General features: G+C 71.2%; 14 protein-coding genes. 8 read left to right on the top strand and 6 right to left on the bottom strand.

Annotated elements, in window-relative coordinates; translation table 11 throughout:
* Positions 1–50 precede the first annotated feature (50 nt).
* Entirely contained in the window at positions 51–1484 is a 1434-nt protein-coding gene (locus tag ABD346_RS16675) for a cellulase family glycosylhydrolase (RefSeq protein WP_344375568.1), read from the bottom strand.
* 108 nt (positions 1485–1592) lie between these two features.
* Here ABD346_RS16675 and ABD346_RS16670 point away from each other — a divergent pair, with 108 nt between their 5' ends.
* The 3 genes from ABD346_RS16670 to ABD346_RS16660 all read left to right on the top strand — a co-directional run bounded on the left by ABD346_RS16670 (position 1593) and on the right by ABD346_RS16660 (position 4187).
* Positions 1593–2156: a hypothetical protein gene (locus ABD346_RS16670; RefSeq protein WP_344375566.1), complete on the top strand. Its 564-nt coding sequence runs from the start codon at positions 1593–1595 to the stop codon at positions 2154–2156.
* A gap of 341 nt (positions 2157–2497) precedes the next feature.
* The gene (locus tag ABD346_RS16665; protein ID WP_189968624.1) at positions 2498–3709 is read left to right on the top strand and encodes a pyridoxal phosphate-dependent aminotransferase; all 1212 of its coding nucleotides are present in this window, start codon (positions 2498–2500) and stop codon (positions 3707–3709) included.
* Positions 3710–3800: 91 nt separating this feature from the next.
* Positions 3801–4187, top strand: coding sequence for an SCO4983 family protein (locus tag ABD346_RS16660; RefSeq protein WP_344375564.1), 387 nt, complete (start codon positions 3801–3803; stop codon positions 4185–4187).
* Positions 4188–4459: 272 nt separating this feature from the next.
* Here ABD346_RS16660 and ABD346_RS16655 read toward each other — a convergent pair whose 3' ends face one another.
* Complete coding sequence (locus ABD346_RS16655; protein WP_344375562.1) at positions 4460–6283, bottom strand: phosphoenolpyruvate carboxykinase (GTP); 1824 nt, start codon at positions 6281–6283, stop codon at positions 4460–4462.
* 288 nt (positions 6284–6571) lie between these two features.
* Between ABD346_RS16655 and trhA the strand changes: the two genes are divergently transcribed.
* A complete protein-coding gene (gene trhA, locus ABD346_RS16650; protein ID WP_381225644.1) occupies positions 6572–7261 on the top strand; it encodes a PAQR family membrane homeostasis protein TrhA in 690 nt (229 codons plus the stop codon).
* Positions 7262–7355: 94 nt separating this feature from the next.
* Positions 7356–8057 carry a TetR/AcrR family transcriptional regulator gene (locus tag ABD346_RS16645; RefSeq protein WP_344375558.1) on the top strand — a complete coding sequence of 234 codons (702 nt, stop codon included), beginning with the start codon at positions 7356–7358 and terminating at the stop codon, positions 8055–8057.
* 54 nt (positions 8058–8111) lie between these two features.
* Here the strand turns inward: ABD346_RS16645 and ABD346_RS16640 are convergent, their stop codons facing one another.
* Complete coding sequence (locus ABD346_RS16640; RefSeq protein WP_344375556.1) at positions 8112–10136, bottom strand: thioredoxin domain-containing protein; 2025 nt, start codon at positions 10134–10136, stop codon at positions 8112–8114.
* 113 nt (positions 10137–10249) lie between these two features.
* Between ABD346_RS16640 and ABD346_RS16635 the strand changes: the two genes are divergently transcribed.
* A complete protein-coding gene (locus ABD346_RS16635; protein ID WP_344375553.1) occupies positions 10250–13456 on the top strand; it encodes a tetratricopeptide repeat protein in 3207 nt (1068 codons plus the stop codon).
* Between the two features lie 80 nt (positions 13457–13536).
* Here the strand turns inward: ABD346_RS16635 and ABD346_RS16630 are convergent, their stop codons facing one another.
* A complete protein-coding gene (locus ABD346_RS16630) occupies positions 13537–13782 on the bottom strand; it encodes a hypothetical protein (protein ID WP_344375551.1) in 246 nt (81 codons plus the stop codon).
* Positions 13775–14656, bottom strand: coding sequence for a mycothiol conjugate amidase Mca (mca, locus tag ABD346_RS16625; RefSeq protein ID WP_344375550.1), 882 nt, complete (start codon positions 14654–14656; stop codon positions 13775–13777). Before mca ends, ABD346_RS16630 begins: the two co-directional genes overlap by 8 nt.
* A gap of 127 nt (positions 14657–14783) precedes the next feature.
* On the opposite strand from mca, the gene ABD346_RS16620 reads away from it, so the two are divergent.
* Positions 14784–15185, top strand: a complete 402-nt coding sequence (locus ABD346_RS16620) for a DUF4307 domain-containing protein (protein WP_344375548.1) — start codon at positions 14784–14786, stop codon at positions 15183–15185.
* A gap of 213 nt (positions 15186–15398) precedes the next feature.
* Positions 15399–15896, top strand: a complete 498-nt coding sequence (greA, locus tag ABD346_RS16615) for a transcription elongation factor GreA (protein WP_189968643.1) — start codon at positions 15399–15401, stop codon at positions 15894–15896.
* Positions 15897–15954: 58 nt separating this feature from the next.
* On the opposite strand, the gene ABD346_RS16610 is transcribed toward greA, so the two are convergent.
* Positions 15955–16779: an ABC transporter permease gene (locus tag ABD346_RS16610; protein ID WP_381225927.1), complete on the bottom strand. Its 825-nt coding sequence runs from the start codon at positions 16777–16779 to the stop codon at positions 15955–15957.
* Positions 16780–16783 lie beyond the last annotated feature (4 nt).

Here is a 16783-nt window from a genome sequence, read left to right as displayed (position 1 = left end):
CGGCACAACACCGTCCTGCCGTACGTGGCTCAATCCGCCCCGCGACACCCTCACGCCCTCGGGGTGATCCGCACCGATACCGTGCCGCCACTCCCCGAAGTGAGGTGCAGCGTACGGGAGTTGGCGTCCCACGCCCCTGCCGACCCGTCCCCCGCCACCACACCGCCCCTGGGGTAGAACCGGGCGGGCAGATACACCTCCGTGTCGCCGCGCACCCCCTCCGCCGGCCGCCAGCTCACCGACAGCGTGCGGCTCGGCTCGTCCCACGCGTACGCGACGGGGTCACCCGCGATCGCCCTCGGTTCCGGGCGGTCCAGGACCGGGAGCAGCGCGGTGGGCTTCAGGTTCTGGTCCCAAGGGGCCCAGGATCCGGGGTCGTTGGACCAGTACGCCGTGCCCGCGCCCATGCCGTCGGCCATGGCCCGCACCTTGGCCACGTAGCGCAGGGCGCCGGGCAGGGTGGTGTCGAGGCCGTACTCGCCGATCAGGACGGGGGCGCCGAGCCGCTCGGCGGTCTTCTCGGCCTGTTCGCGCCAGGAGGTGAGCGTGCGGTCCACCCACTTCTCGGCGTCCCCCGTGTAGCCGCCGCCGAGGTCCATGGGGAGGGGGTAGAGGTGCGGTGCGTACGCGATGCGGGCGTCCTGCCCGTCGCCGCGCGGGTCCTTCAGATACGGAAGTGCGCTCGGCAGGCCCCAGTTGGTGCTGACGGCCTCGGGTTCGACGAAGATCCAGGAGTCGTGGTCGACCTCGCGGACGGCGGCGATGGCCTGGCGGTAGAGGGCCGCTAGCGGGCCGGCCTCGAAGGCGGGGCCCTGCACGCTGCCGCCGAACGGCTCGTTCATCAGGTCATATCCGAGGACGGCCGGGTCGTCGGCGAACCGTGCGGCGACGTGCGCCCAGGCAGCCGCGTAATGCGCGCGCAGATCCCGGCTCGCGGTGCGCGTCCCCCAGAAGTTGTCGAAGGCCCGCACTGTGCCCGGCTCGATGTACTTGAGCTCCCACTGGCCCTGCTCGGCGACCGGCAGCCCCTCGTTCTCGGTCGCCCACTCCGGCGCGCCATTGCCCTTCACCTTCGGCCCGTACACGTCCTGGTGCAGGTCGAGCATCACGCGGTAGCCGCGCGCCCCGTACCAGCGCACCCGCTCGGCGACCTGCGCGAGATAGCCGTCGTCGTACTGCCCGGGCTTCGGCTCGACGTTGCGCCACTGAATGAGAAACCGTACGAAGTCGGAGCCCAGCGCATCCGATTCGCGCTGTACGTCGGCCTCCTTGATCCAGGGGAGGCCGTCGGGCCGGGACTTGGCGCTGCTCGCGGTGTTGAGGCCGGTCAGGACGAGGGCGCGGCCCTGGTCGTCGGTGATCCAGCGGTGCCCGGTGGCGGTGTGCGCGGAACCCGCTTCGGCGGGACCGACCACCACCAGGAGGGCGGCGGCCACCGCCAGTGCCGCGCCCGCCGCCGTCCACCTGATCGCCCGTAGCCGCATGGCCGGACTCTAAGCGCTCGGCCTTGCACCCAACACCCCTGTTCACAGCGATAATTGAGCCTTGTTCAGCATCTTCTCTTCGCTCCCTCCGTGCCCTAGGGTCCGCCCATGCGTCAGCTCACGCGTCTGCCGATACGGCTGCCCGGAACCGAGCCGGCGGTGGCCGCCGTCGCCGGGGTCTGCCTGCTGCTCGCCCTGCTCCTGGGCCTGGCCCCGGTCCTGACCTCGCTCACCGCGCACGAGGGAACGACCCTGGTCCCGAGCGCACTCGGCGCCCCGTTCGCCCTGCCCTCGCTGCGTGCGGTCCCCCTGGGGAGCACGGGCTGGGCACAGCTCCTCTGCGAGGACTTCGCGGCGGCGATCCTGGTGACGGTGGCGGCTCTGCGCACGCGCCGCCACCTGCGCCGGCACCCCGAGGCTCGCCGCCTCCGCCGCCTCCTGGCCGGCTGGACCGCTCTGATCGCGGCCGGGGCTGCGTCGGGGGCGTGGCGCGGCCTGGTCGCGGCCCGCATGGTGGACGCGGGGCCGGTGGGCTGGCTGCTGTACGCGACGACGGGGGCGGTGTTCGGGGCGGTGTGGGGGCTGGGTCTGGGCTGGCTACCGGGGCTGGCAGCGCTTTGCGTGCCTGACGGACGCGGACGGCAGCCCACTCCTAGCCCGTCCAGCGATTGAGGACGAGCGCCCTTAAGGCGCGATACGGGGTCTGGGGGCGGAGCCCCCCCGGAAGGGGCGCAGGGGACGAAGTCCCCGCAGGGGGTTCGGGGCGCAGCCCCGGGAAACCGACCTTCACCGCCCCTCCAACCGCCGGAGGCTCTCGGGAAGGGGCGGGGTGGGGAAGATCTCACCCCCCACCCCCCGCACCCGCATTCCAAGCCCCCCACCCCGAACAACCCCGCTTCCCCCGGCCCGAACCCAACCCGCACATTGCGATGAAAGCCCGCCCCGGCGGGCTCACGCCCAGGCGGCCCCAAATCACGAGGCACACCGCGAAACGCGCCCGTAAGGTGGCCGTCATGCAGGTGATCCAGTCGACGAAGCTCGCCAATGTCTGTTACGAGATCCGGGGCCCGGTGCTCGAAGAGGCCATGCGCCTCGAAGCGGCGGGCCACCGCATCCTCAAGCTGAACACCGGCAACCCGGCGGCGTTCGGCTTCGAGTGCCCGCCCGAGATCCTGGAGGACATCCTCCGCAATCTCGCGGGCGCGCACGGCTACGGCGACGCGAAGGGCCTGCTGTCCGCGCGCCGCGCGGTGATGCAGCACTACCAGACCAAGGGCATCGAGCTGGGCGTCGAGGACGTGTACCTCGGCAACGGCGTCTCCGAGCTGATCCAGATGTCGATGCAGGCACTGCTCGACGACGGCGACGAGGTGCTCGTCCCCTCGCCGGACTACCCGCTGTGGACCGCCTCGGTCTCGCTCGCGGGCGGCACCGCGGTGCACTACCGCTGCGACGAGCAGGCCGACTGGATGCCGGACCTCGCCGACATCGAGCGCAAGGTCACCGACCGGACCAAGGCCATCGTCATCATCAACCCGAACAATCCGACGGGTGCGGTGTACGACGAGGAGATGCTGCGCGGGCTCACCGAGATCGCCCGCCGCCACAACCTGGTCGTCTGCTCGGACGAGATCTACGACCGCATCCTGTTCGACGGCGCCACCCACACCCCGACCGCGGTGATCGCCCCGGACCTGATGGTCCTCACGTTCAACGGGCTCTCGAAGAACTACCGGGTGGCCGGCTACCGCTCCGGCTGGCTGGCGGTGTGCGGGCCGAAGGCCCACGCGTCCTCGTACATCGAGGGCCTGACCATCCTCGCGAACATGCGCCTGTGCGCGAACATGCCGTCCCAGCACGCGGTGGCCACCGCGCTCGGCGGCCGCCAGTCGATCGAGCAGCTGGTGCTGCCGGGCGGGCGGCTCCTGGAGCAGCGGGACACGGCGTACGAGCTGCTCACGCAGATCCCCGGCGTCACGTGTGTGAAGCCGAAGGGCGCGCTCTACCTCTTCCCGCGTCTCGACCCGAAGGTCTACAAGATCAAGGACGACCGGCAGATGGTGCTCGACCTGCTGCGGGCCGAGAAGATCATGGTCGTGCACGGGACCGGGTTCAACTGGCACGAGCCCGACCACTTCCGCATCGTGACACTGCCGTCCGCGAAGGACCTGGCGGACGCGGTGACGCGGATCGGCAAGTTCCTGGAGGGCTACAGCCAGGTGTAACCCCTGGACCCGGCCTTCGGCTGGGCCCGACTCAACTTTAGACAGAATCTAAGCTAGGATGGCTTCCTGAAACGTTCAGGAGGCCATTCCCATGTACGAACCGATCCGCACCAAGTCGGTCCACAGCACGATGGCCACCGACGACGCCCCCATCCCGCACCGCTCCCGCGAGGACGAGCTGGACATCCAGCTCGCCGGACATCTCTCCGCCCTGCTCGCCGTCACCGACGAACTCGGGCTCACCGAGGCCGGGGACGCCATCGCGCGGCAGATCGCCCGGCTGCGCGGCGGTCTGCCGCCGGTCCGCCACGCGGGGCTCAGCGGTGCCGACGCGGACGCCCTGCACACGCGCGCCCACGCGCTCGCGGGCCGCGCCCTTGTCGTCGCCGCCTCGCGCGCCGACACCGCCGCCGCGATCCTGGCGGCCGGGCGCATGGACGCCCACGCGGCGGCCCGCGCCCTCACCGCCGCCTCCTGAGCGGCCCCCGTTCGGCCCCGGTCCGCGAGCCGCGGAGGTCTGCGGACCGGGTGCCACACATCTCCAACTGCCGAGCCGCACAAGGCGGTTGAGGCTGCGTACGAGAAAAAGGCCGACCCCCGGAGCCGTGAGGGAACTCCGGGGGTCGGCCTTCATACGCGGCGGGTCACGAGTGACCCCACAGGTCAGGGCGGATGTCGAACCGACCCGCCGCGAACACCTCCGGCCGGGCCAGGACAGGCGGCCGTGACCGGAGGGGGTTTTCGGGGCGGTCAGCCGAGGCGGGACACCAGGGCGCGGTACTCGTCCCACAGCTCCTTGGGCGTGTGGTCGCCGAAGGTGTTGAGGTGCTCGGGCACCAGCGCCGCCTCCTCGCGCCAGATCTCGGTGTCGACCTTGAGCAGGAAGTCGAGGTCGGCGTCGGGCAGGTCCAGGCCGTCGGTGTCCAGGGACTCCTTCGTCGGCAGGATGCCGATCGGGGTCTCGACGCCCTCGGCCTTGCCTTCGAGGCGCTCCACGATCCACTTCAGGACGCGGCTGTTCTCGCCGAAGCCGGGCCACACGAACTTGCCCGCGTCGTTCTTGCGGAACCAGTTCACGTAGTAGATCTTCGGCAGCTTGGCGGCATCGGCGGTGGCGCCGACCTTGACCCAGTGGGCCATGTAGTCGCCCATGTTGTAGCCGCAGAACGGCAGCATCGCGAACGGGTCGCGGCGCAGCTCGCCGACCTTGCCCTCGGCGGCGGCCGTCTTCTCGGAGGCCACGTTCGCGCCGAGGAAGACGCCGTGGTTCCAGTCGAAGGACTCGGTGACCAGCGGCACCGCGGAGGCGCGGCGGCCGCCGAACAGGATCGCCGAGATCGGCACGCCCTTGGGGTCCTCCCACTCGGGCGCGATGATCGGGCACTGGCCGGCCGGCACGGTGAAGCGGGCGTTGGGGTGGGCGGCCGGGGTGTCGGACGCGGGCGTCCAGTCGTTGCCCTTCCAGTCCGTGAGGTGCGCGGGCGCCGTCTCGGTCATGCCCTCCCACCACACGTCGCCGTCGTCGGTGAGCGCGACGTTGGTGAAGACGGAGTTGCCCCACATCGTCTTCATGGCGTTGGCGTTGGTGTGCTCGCCGGTGCCGGGCGCGACGCCGAAGAAGCCGGCCTCGGGGTTGATCGCGTACAGCCGGCCGTCCTCGCCGAAGCGCATCCAGGCGATGTCGTCGCCGATCGTCTCGACCTTCCAGCCGGGGATCGTCGGCTCCAGCATGGCGAGGTTCGTCTTGCCGCAGGCGCTCGGGAAGGCCGCGGTGACGTACTTGGGCTCGCCGCTCGGCGGGGTCAGCTTGAGGACGAGCATGTGCTCGGCGAGCCAGCCCTCGTCGCGCGCCATGACGGAGGCGATGCGCAGCGCGTAGCACTTCTTGCCGAGCAGGGCGTTGCCGCCGTAGCCCGAACCGTACGACCAGATCTCGCGCGTCTCGGGGAAGTGCGAGATGTACTTGGTGGTGTTGCACGGCCACGGCACGTCGGCCTCGCCCTCGGCCAGCGGGGCGCCGAGGGTGTGGACGGCCTTCACGAAGAAGCCGTCGGTGCCGAGCTCGTCCAGGACGCGCTGTCCCATGCGGGTCATGGTGCGCATCGACACGGCGACGTAGGCGGAGTCGGTGATCTCGACGCCGATCGCGGACAGCGGCGAGCCGACGGGACCCATGCAGAAGGGGACGACGTACATCGTGCGCCCGCGCATCGACCCGCGGAAGATGCCCTTCTCACCGGCGAAGATGGCCTTCATCTCGGCCGGGGCCTTCCAGTGATTGGTCGGCCCGGCGTCCTTCTCGTCCTCGGAGCAGATGAAGGTACGGTCCTCGACCCGGGCGACGTCTCGGGGGTCGGAGGCGGCGTAGTAGGAGTTGGGGCGCTTGGCCTCGTCGAGCTTCTTGAACGTGCCCTTGGCAACGAGCTCCCCGCACAGGCGCTCGTACTCCGCCTCGGATCCGTCGCACCAGACCACACTGTCCGGCTGGGTCAGTTCCGCGATCTCGTTGACCCACGAGATCAGTTCCTGGTGCTTGGTGGGGACAGAGAGGGGAGCCGCGATATCGCGCGCCACGATCGCTCCTTGTGAGGGTCTTTGGAGGGGTTGACGTACTACTTCATTGCCGCCCCGTGGGGGCTGCGACCCGGATGCTTGACCCCGTGGATCCTCTTGGCGCTCATCCGGTGCCGACCGCACTCATCTGATCTTCCGCGTCGTTCGCCCATATGTCCAGGGGGCCTCTCACGTGAGCATCACCACTTACCGCCTTCTTAACTGCCATTTGCCGTTCACTTACCCGACAGCCGAGGGACGCTCGGTGACGGGCCGTACCTATCCGTAACCTACGGGGCCGTAGGTAGCATGCGGAACATGACTGATCAGGTGATGGCCCCCGCGATCGACCCGGTGACACAACAGGTGAAGCCAAAGATGCGCGGCTGGCTGCACGCCGGGATGTTCCCGGCCGTACTGATCTCGGGCCTGGTGCTCACCGCGCTCGCGGACTCCACCAAGGCGCGGATCGCCTGCGGGATCTACGTCCTGACCGCCTGCCTCCTGTTCGGGGTCAGCGGTCTCTACCACCGGGGCAACTGGGGCCCGCGCGGGGAGGCGATCCTGCGCCGCCTCGACCACGCCAACATCTTCCTCATCATCGCGGGCACCTACACCCCGCTCACCCTTCTCCTGCTGCCGGGCTCGACCGGCCGCGTCCTGCTGTGGGCGGTGTGGGCGGCCGCGGCGGCCGGCATCGCGTTCCGGGTGTTCTGGATCGGCGCGCCGCGCTGGCTCTACACCCCCTGCTATCTGGCGATGGGCTGGGCGGCCGTGTTCTTCCTGCCCGACTTCATGCGGGCCGGCGGCATTGCGGTGCTCGTCCTGGTCATCGTCGGCGGGCTGCTCTACAGCGCGGGCGGCATCATCTACGGCATCAAGCGCCCCAACCCGTCGCCCCGCTTCTTCGGCTTCCACGAGGTGTTCCACTCGCTGACCCTGGCCGCGTTCGTCGTGCACTACGTGGGCATCTCGCTCGTCGCCTACCAGCACGGATAACCCGGACTCCGGCCCCCGAAGGCCACATCCCCGCACCCTTCACCGGCGCCGCGCCCACCGTCACGGCCGCGCGCGATGCAGGACAATGACGAGCATGGCCGCCACCTCCCGCACCTCAGCCGCCGCCGCTTCCCCCGGCCGGGTCGCCCCGGCCGCCCCGGTCGACTCGGTTGCGGCGAGCCTCCAGCCGCAGCTGAGCCTGCGCGAACGCAAGAAGATCAAGACCCGCACCGCGATCCGCCGGGCCACGTTCCGGCTGATCGCGGAGCAGGGGTACGAGGCGACCACGGTCGAGCAGATCGCGGACGCGGCGGAGGTCTCCCCCTCGACGGTGTTCCGCTACTTCCCCACCAAGGAAGACATCGTCCTCACCGACGAGTTCGACCCGATCATGCTGAGGGAGCTGCGGGCCAGGCCCGCCGGGGAGCCCCCGCTGGAATCGCTGCGGCACATCATCACCGAGGCGATCCGGCTCTCTCTGCTGCACGACCGCGAGGAGACCCTGCAGCGCACCCGCCTGATCGCGGAGGTCCCGGCGCTGAGGGCCCGCATGATGGAATCGGTGGCCGATGCCGGCCGGTCGCTGTGCGATGCCCTTGCGGAGCGGACGGGGCGGGAACGGGTGGACCTGGAGGTCCGGGTCTTCGCCATGGCGGTGCTCGGGGCGCTCCACGAGACGACGGTGTACTGGGCGGAACACAACCACGAGGACGACCTCCTGGACCTGATCGCCCGAACGATGACCACGCTGAGCGAGGGCTTGACCCTGGGCACGCGGGGGCCTTCGACCCCCTGAGGCCACGCGGCGGAGCCGCAGAGTGCCACAGCGGGAAGGGGGCAGGGTCGGGGACTAACCCAGGGCCTCCGCCAGCGCATCCGCCGACGTCACCGGCGCCTCGCAAGTGAATCGCCGGCACACATACGCGGCCGGAGCGCCGTCCACCAGAGGCCGGTCCGCCAGGAGCGGGAACTCCGCACCCCCCGGCATCCCCACCGCCACCACCGCCCCCGGCGCGGAAGCCAGCAGCGCGGTCCGGTGCAGCGCCCCCGTCCGCGGGTCGGTGGGCGCACCCACCACCGCGACCTCCCGGGGCCCGTCCAGCGCGGCGGAGGCCGCGGCCAGCCCCCACCCGATGAAGCGCGGCGCCCGCGGCCCGAGCGCCCGGACCACCCCCAACGCCCCCTCCGCCGCCTCCCGGTGCGCCGAGGACCCCGTGTGCGCCGCGTACGACAACAGCGCCGAAGCCGCGGCCGTCCACCCCGACGGCGTCGCGTTGTCCGTCGGGTCCTGGGGACGCCGGATCAGCTTCTCCGCGTCGTGCGCGGTGTCGTACAGCACACCCTCCTCGCCGACGAACTGGTCCAGGACGATGTCGAGCAGGAACCCCGCGAACTCCAGCCAGACCCCCTCCCCCGTCACCCCGGCCAGCGCGAGGAAGCCCTCGGCGACATCCGCGTAGTCTTCCAACACCCCGCTGTTCGCGCCCACTTGACCGTCCTTGGAGGTCCGGGCGAGCCGGGCGTGGTCGTCCATGTGGACCCGTACGAGAACGTCCGCCGCCTCCGTCGCGCGCTCCACCAGGTCCGGGCGGTCGAACAGCGCGCCCACCTCGGCGAGCGCCGCGATCGCCAGGCCGTTCCAGGCGGCGACCAGCTTGTCGTCACGGCCCGGACGCTCCCGCAGCTCACGGGCGGCCAGCAACCGCTCGTACAAGGATGCGTCCAACGGTCCGCCGTCCGGCGGCAGTTGGAGGACGGACGCGCCCTCCTCGAACGTGCCCTCCTCCGTCACCCCGAAGTGCCGGGCCGCCGCCTCGCCGTCCCGCTCGCCCAGGACCTCCGCGAGCTGCGCGGGCGTCCACACATAGAACGCGCCCTCCACATGGTGTCCGGCACCGTCGTCGCTGTCGGCGTCCAGCGCGGAGGCGTAGCCGCCCTCGTTGGTGCGCAGCTCGCGCACCATGAAGTCGGCGGTCTCCAGGGCGACCCGCCGGGCCAGGTCCGAGCCGGTGACCCGCCACAGGTGGGCGTACACCCGGCACAGCAGGGCGTTGTCGTACAGCATCTTCTCGAAGTGCGGCACCAGGGCGGCCCCCGGGCGCGGGCGCAGTACGTAGCGGTGGAAGCCGCCGCCGAGCTGGTCGTACAGGCTGGAGCGGGCCATGGCCTCGCACATGCCCTCGGCCATCTCCAGGGCACCCTCGGACCCGGTCCGGACGTGGTGGCGCAGCAGGAACTCGATCACCATGCCCGGCGGGAACTTGGTGTCGCCGCTGCCGAGCCAGCCGCTCGCCGGGTCGTACTCGCGGACGATCCCGAGCAGCGCCTGGTTGAGCTCCTCCTCGCCGGGCAGCCCGCCCGTACCGTGGTCCAGTTCGCGGGCCGCCAGATCGCGGGTGATCTTCTCGGCGACCTCGGCGACCTCCTCGCGCCGGTTGGCCCACGCGCCCTGGACTCCTTCGAGGACCTGCCGGAAGGACGGCATGCCGTGCCGGGGCTCGGGCGGGAAGTACGTACCGAAGTAGAACGGCTCGCCGTCCGGGGTCATGAACACGGACATGGGCCAGCCGCCCTGCCCGGTCGCCGCCTGCACCGCCTCCATGTAGACGGCGTCGACGTCGGGCCGCTCCTCGCGGTCCACCTTCACGTTCACGAAGTGCTCGTTCATGAAGGCCGCCGTGACCTCGTCCTCGAACGATTCGTGCGCGAGGACATGACACCAGTGGCAGCTGCTGTACCCGACGCTGAGCAGCACCGGAACCCCGCGTTCGCGGGCCTCCTCGAAGGCCTCGGGCGACCAGGGCCACCAGTCGACCGGATTGTCGGCGTGCTGCAGGAGGTACGGGGACGTCTCATGGGCGAGGCGGTTCGGCATGACCCCATACTCCCCCACACGGGAGATGATCCGCCGACTCCCTCGCGCCGACGCGCGTCACGCTGGACACTTGGACAGGTAGGCGGGCGACGGGCTCTCGGAGGGGGACGCACATGCGGGACAGCCATCGGGCCGAGGCCGAGCGGCTGTTGGTACGCGCCGTGGAGGAAGAGGTACGGCGCTCCGGCGGGCGGTCCGACGGGAGCGCTTTGCTCTCCCGGGGCCGGGGCGCGCTCGACGCGCTGGCCCAGAGCGCCGCGGAGGAGTACGCGGCCTACACCCACGCCCTGGACGAGGCGGCGGCCGGGCAGCTGTCCTTCGGCGACCGGTTCAAGCGTGACGGCGGGTCAACCGGCTTACTGGCCACGGGCGTCGGGGCCGTCGCCGCCGTGGTCGTCGACATCGCGCTCGGGGTCGGCGCGGGTGGCGCGATGGCCACCGGGGCGGCCGTGGCGGTGGCCGGGGCCGCGGGGACGGTCGCCAGGGTGACGGCCTCGCACGTGCCGGCCGCACACCGGCGGGCCGGGGCGCTCGGCCAGCCGGGCGGCCTGGAGCAGCTGCGGCTCCAGTGGCTGACGGCCCTTGAGGTGCGGGGCATCCGGCCGTTCCTGGACCAGCAGCGCGCGGTGAGCCCCAAGCCGCCGCAGAAGAAGGTGCCGACGCAGTTGCGCGGTACGGACAAGAGCGCGGCGGCCCGCCGCCGGTCGGTCCTTGAGCAGTCGTTCGGCCATCTGCCCGATCCGCAGGGCCCGTTCGCTGGCCGCCGGGCCGAGCTCGCGCGGATCGGCCAGTGGGTGCAGGCGGCCCGCGCCTCCACCGAGACCCGCCCGGTGGTCGTCGTCCTGCACGGCGCGCCGGGCTCGGGCCGCAGCACCCTCGCGGTGCGGGCGGCGCACGGTCTTCGCGACCAGTTCCGCGGCGCGTGCCTGGTCGACATGCGCGGCGGCGGCCTGTCGGGCGAGAGCCCGCTGCCGACCCGGGACGCGCTCCTCCACCTGCTCAACCGGCTCGGCGCGCCCCGCGAACAGCTCCTGTTCCGCGAGAGGTCGTCCCCCGAACAGCAGGTGCGCCGCCTCGCCGAGCTCTACCACCAGCACCTGACGGGCCTCGCGGTCACCGTCGTACTGGACGACACCGACGACGCCGACCAGGTGTGCACCCTGGTGCCGCAGCGCTCCGAGGGCCTGGTGCTCGTCACCTCGTCCAGGCCGCTCGACCTGCCCGCCGACTTCCCGGCGTGGGTGCACCAGCTGGCCGTCGAGCCGCTGGACGCGGCGGGCGCCGAGGAGCTCCTGCGCGAGTGTGCCGAGGAGAAGGAGCCCAGCCCCTACGACGCCGAATCGGCCGAGCTGGTACGGCAGTTGTGCGGCGGGCTCCCGCTGGCGCTGCGCATCGCCGGGTCCTCGCTCGGCCCGCGTTCGGCGCGGGCGCTCGCCGCCGACCTCGCGGCGTACGGCCCGGTGGCGCCCGCCGAGCGGGCCCTGTGGCTGCGCTACACCGACCAGTCCGAGCCGGCCCGCCGCCTCCTGCGCCGCCTGGCGCTCGCGGGCCGGGCCTCGCTCGGGGCGGCGGCCGCCGCGTCGCTGCTCGCGGCCGACGAGCAGGAGGCCCAGCGCCAGCTCACCGCCCTTGCCACGGCCGGGCTCATCGACCACGTGCGCGGCAGCCGCTACCGGCTGCACGACGTCGTACGCTCCTTCGCCGAGGCCCGCCTCGCCGACGAGGAGGAACAGGCCGAGCGGGTGGCCGCGCAGGAACGCCTCATCCGCAACTACGCGGAGCTCGCCGACGCCGTGGGCCGCATGGTCGACGGCAAGATGTCGACGCGGGCCGGCCAGTTCGGCGGCCACGGCTTCGCCTCCCTGGACGCGGCGCTGCGCTGGCTGGACGACGAGTCGAGCTTCATCACGGCCGCCCTGCGCCAGGCCGAGGGCGTCGACCAGGAGGCCGTGCTCAGCCTGCTCGGCGCGCTGTGCGACTACTGCCTGCTGCGCGGCGACCTCTACCGCCTCGGCGAGATCAGCGAGCTGACCCAGGCAGTCGACCAGGGCCTGCTCGTCCGTTCCGTGCAGTGGCGCACCGGCATCGCGGCCCGCCAGCTCGGCGAGCTCGACACGGCGCGTACGACGCTGTCGTCCGTGGTCAACCTCTACCGCGAGGCCCAGCACGAGGCGGGCCAGGCGCTCGCCCTGTGCTCGCTCGGCATCACCCTGCACCACCAGGGCAACCTGGCCGAGGCGGCGGCCCGCCTGCGCGAGGCCATCGACCTCCAGGCCGGCGAGGATCTCTCCGGCGACCGCGCCTGGTCGCTGCACGCGCTCGCGGCGGTCGAGCGCGACCGCTCCAACCTGTCCGGCGCGCGGACACTGCTCGCCACCGCGCTCGCCCTGCACCGCGAGAACGAGTCGCTGCACGGCGAGGCCTGGACACACTTCCAGCTCGGCCAGCTGTATCTGCGGATGGGTGAAGTCCCGCGCGCGGAAGAGGAGTTGCGTACCGCGCTCGACCTGTACGGCCGCACCCGCGACGGCCGCGGCGAGGCCTGGGCGATGACCCAGCTGGCCCGCGCCCGGCTCGTCGACGGCGACGCGTCCGCCGCGGTCGACCAGCTCCGCCAGGCCCTCTCCCGCCACCGCGAGCAGGAGGACGCGCGCGGCGAGGCCTGGACGCTGTACTACCTGGGCCAGGCCCTGGAGGAGCGCGGCGACCGCGACCAGGCGGTGCGCGAGCTGGAGCGGGCCCGCACCATGTTCTCGCGGATGCGGGACGTGTACGGGCTGGCCTGCGCCCGCCACCACTCGGGCCGGGTCACCCGCGACCAGCGCGCCGCCCAGACCGGCAACCTGCGCAACTCCGGCTTCGCCCGCCAGCTCCTGGTCGACGCGCGCGCCGACTTCCACCGCATCGGGGTGGCGCACGGCGAGGCCTGGACGTGTCTGGAGCTCGCGATGATCGACGCGGGCAACAACCGCCCCGGCCCGGCGCTCGCGCTGTGCGACGAGGCGACCGCGCTGTTCGCCTCGTACGACGACCGGCGGGGCGGCGACTGGTCCCGCTTCCTGCGCTGCACGCTGCTGCCGTACGCGGGCGCCGGCGGTGTGGACGTCGGCACGGCGGTCGCCCAGGAGGAGGTGGCCCAGCTCCTGCGCGCCAGGCACGACTCCCGCGACAGCAAGCTGGAGGACTGCGCGGAGGCCTTCGCGCTCATGCTGGAGCGCGGCATCTCCCTGGAGGCGGGCTGGCAGGCCTGGCACCTGGGCATGGTCCCGGACCGGCATGCCCGGGAGGTCATGGGGGTGCCGGTGACGGCCGGGCGCTGACGGCCTCGGCCACGGCTGAACGACGCCCGCCGCCGCGTCCCGGAACGGGCGCGGCGGGGGCGCTTCGCGGACCCGGAGGGTCAGGCGTTCTTCGGTGCGCCCTTGCCCGGGGCGGCGGCCGGGGTGGTCGCGGACGGGTCCGGGGCCTCCTCGAAGTCCACCTTGCCCATGTGGCGGTTCATCGACTTCATCAGCATCCACACGCCAAGCGCGAGGGCTGCGAAGACGATGAAGCCGAGGACACCCGGCGTCACCTTGTCGTTGTTGATCTCCGCGGCCAGCGGGACCATGTGCGTCATTGCGAGGCTTGCGCTCATATCAGGCATTGTCGCGTACGCCCGCGAAGAGGTCGTCCTCGGGGAGGGAAGTGTCCACGAGCGACTTCGCGAGCTCGTACTCCTCGGTCGGCCAGACGTCCTTCTGGAGGTCGAGCGGCACGCGGAACCAGCCGCCGTCCGGGTCGATCTGGGTGGCGTGCGCGATCAGCGCCTTGTCCCGGATCTCGAAGAACTCCGCGCACGGAACGTGCGTGGTCAGCGTGCGCTCGGCGCGGTCGAGCTCCTTCCAGCGCTCCAGCCACTCGCCGTACGGGGACTCCATGCCGCGGGCGAGCAGCGCCTCGTGCAGGGCGACCGTGCGCGGCTTGTTGAAGCCCTGGTTGTAGTAGAGCTTCTGCGGCTGGAAGGCCGGGCCGAACTCGGCCTCGGGGTACTTCTCGGTATCGGCCGCGCCCTCGAAGGCCACCATCGTGATCTTGTGGGTCATGATGTGGTCGGGGTGCGGGTATCCGCCGTTCTCGTCGTAGGTCGTGATGACCTGCGGACGGAAGTCACGGATGGAGCGCACGAGGCGGCCGGCCGCGACGTCGACGTCCTCCAGGGCGAAGCAGCCCTCGGGCAGCGGCGGCAGCGGGTCGCCCTCGGGGAGCCCCGAGTCGACGAAGCCGAGCCACTCCTGGCTCACGCCGAGGATCTCGCGCGCCTCGTCCATCTCTCTCTTGCGGACCTCGTGGATGTGCTCCTCGATGTACTTGTCGCCCTGGAGCTTGGGGTTGAGGATGGAGCCGCGCTCGCCTCCCGTGCAGGTCACGACCAGCACGTCCACCCCCTCGGACACATACTTCGCCATGGTGGCCGCACCCTTGCTCGACTCGTCGTCGGGGTGGGCGTGGACGGCCATCAGTCGCAGCTGCTCAGTCAAGACTCGATCCTCGGTGACTCAGTAAGTGAATTCGGCGCCCTCTGTGATCGGCGCAACGGGCGGCTTCTATAGTGACCGAATCGGGGGGCGGAAAATTCCGGCGACCCCCACCAGCAGGAGGACGATCATGGCCGCTGTTCGCGAGCAGCTTCCCCAGGGGCGCTACGGGCGCTCGGCGGACGAGCGCGCGGACCGCAAGCTGAAGATCATCGGCGCCGTGCTCGGAATCGTGGTGCTCGGCGTGATCGGCTGGATCGGTTACGACTACGTGGGCGGGCAGTCGCTCTCCGCGCAGGTGATCAAGTTCAAGGTCGTCTCGGACACCTCGGTCGAGGTGCACCTGGAGGTCCGCAAGGACAAGGACGCCAAGGGAACCTGCACCCTGCGCGCCCAGCAGACCAGCGGCGACGACGTGGGCCGGGCGGACTTCCGGTTCGACGAGCCGGCCGAGCAGGTCGACAAGGTGGTCACGATCACCACGACCTCGCGGGCGACGGCCGCCGACCTGGTCGGCTGCCAGTCCGACTGAGCCCGACCGGGCCCGGCTCGGCCCCGTACTGCTCAAGTTATTGATCAAAGTTGACGACGCACCGGCTCTGACCTGCGTTGATGAAGTTCTAGCGGTTTATGTCCTCCCCCTACGGCGCCTGAATTGTTAGGCTCGTGGTTTCGCCCACCCATCAAGGCACATGCTTGTGGGTAGGGCGATGCTTTGTATTCCCAGTACCGACGAGGAGCACCTGTGACCCAGACCAGCGACAACGTCACCTGGCTGACCCAGGAGGCGTACAACCAGCTCAAGGCCGAGCTGGAGTACCTGTCTGGTCCCGCGCGCACGGAGATCGCCGTAAAGATCGCGGCGGCCCGTGAGGAGGGTGACCTCCGGGAGAACGGCGGGTACCACGCGGCCAAGGAGGAGCAGGGCAAGATGGAGCTCCGGGTGCGCCAGCTGACCCAGCTCCTGGAGCACGCCAAGGTCGGCGAGGCCCCCGCCGCGGACGGCGTGGTGGCCCCCGGCATGCTCGTCACGATCGCCTTCGACGGCGACGAGGACGACACCCTGCAGTTCCTGATGGCCTCCCGCGAATACGCCTCGGACGACTTCGAGACGTACTCGCCGCAGTCGCCGCTCGGCTCGGGCGTGAACGGCAAGAAGGTCGGCGAGGACGCGGAGTACGAGCTGCCCAACGGCAAGAAGGCCTCGGTGAAGATCCTCGCGGCGAAGCCGTTCAACGGCTGACGCCCGCACGCAGCGCGAAGCCCCCGGCCGCTTTGGAGCGGCCGGGGGCTTCGTCGTGCTATGCCGTGGCCGAGCGGTACTTGCGGACCGCCAGCGTGCGGAAGACCACGATGATCAGGACCGACCAGAGCAACGAGGCCCAGACCGGGTGCTGCATCGGCCAGGCGCCGGAGTGGACCACGCCCGGGTTGCCGAACAGCGTGCGGCAGGCCTGGACGGTCGCGCTGAACGGGTTCCATTCGGCGATGTGGCGCAGCCAGGCCGTCATGCCCGAGGTGTTCACGAACGCGTTGGACACGAAGGTGACCGGGAACAGCCAGATCAGCCCGCCCGAGGTGGCCGCCTCGGGGGTACGCACGGAGAGGCCGATCAGGGCGCCGATCCAGGAGAACGCGTACCCGAGAAGGAGCAGCAGGGCGAAGGCGCCGACCATCTTGGGCAGGCCGTTGTGGATGCGCCAGCCCACCAGGAGGGCCACGATCGCGAGGACGACGACGGTCAGGGTGGTCTGCACGAGGTCGGCGAGCGTGCGACCGGTCAGGACCGCGCCGCGCGCCATGGGCAGCGAGCGGAAGCGGTCGATGAGGCCCTTGTGCATGTCGTCGGCGATGCCCGCGCCCGCTCCGGCGGTCGCGAAGGTGACCGTCTGCGCGAAGATGCCGGCCATCAGGAACTCGCGATAGGCGCCGGCGTCCGTGGTGCCGCCGATGTTGACCGAGCCGCCGAAGACGTAGCTGAACAGCACCACGAACATTATCGGCTGGATGAGGCCGAAGATCACCATCTCCGGTATCCGGGTCATGCGGATCAAGTTCCGTTTTGCAACGACCAGCGAATCCCGTACGGACCCGCCGATGCCGCCGCGCGCCCGCGGTGCGGGCATGGTG

It is taken from the genome of Streptomyces mauvecolor (assembly GCF_039532965.1).
Lineage (GTDB): Bacteria > Actinomycetota > Actinomycetes > Streptomycetales > Streptomycetaceae > Streptomyces > Streptomyces violascens.
The sequence above is the reverse complement of the archived record's forward strand: the minus strand, read 5'-3'. Positions and strand labels throughout refer to the sequence as shown.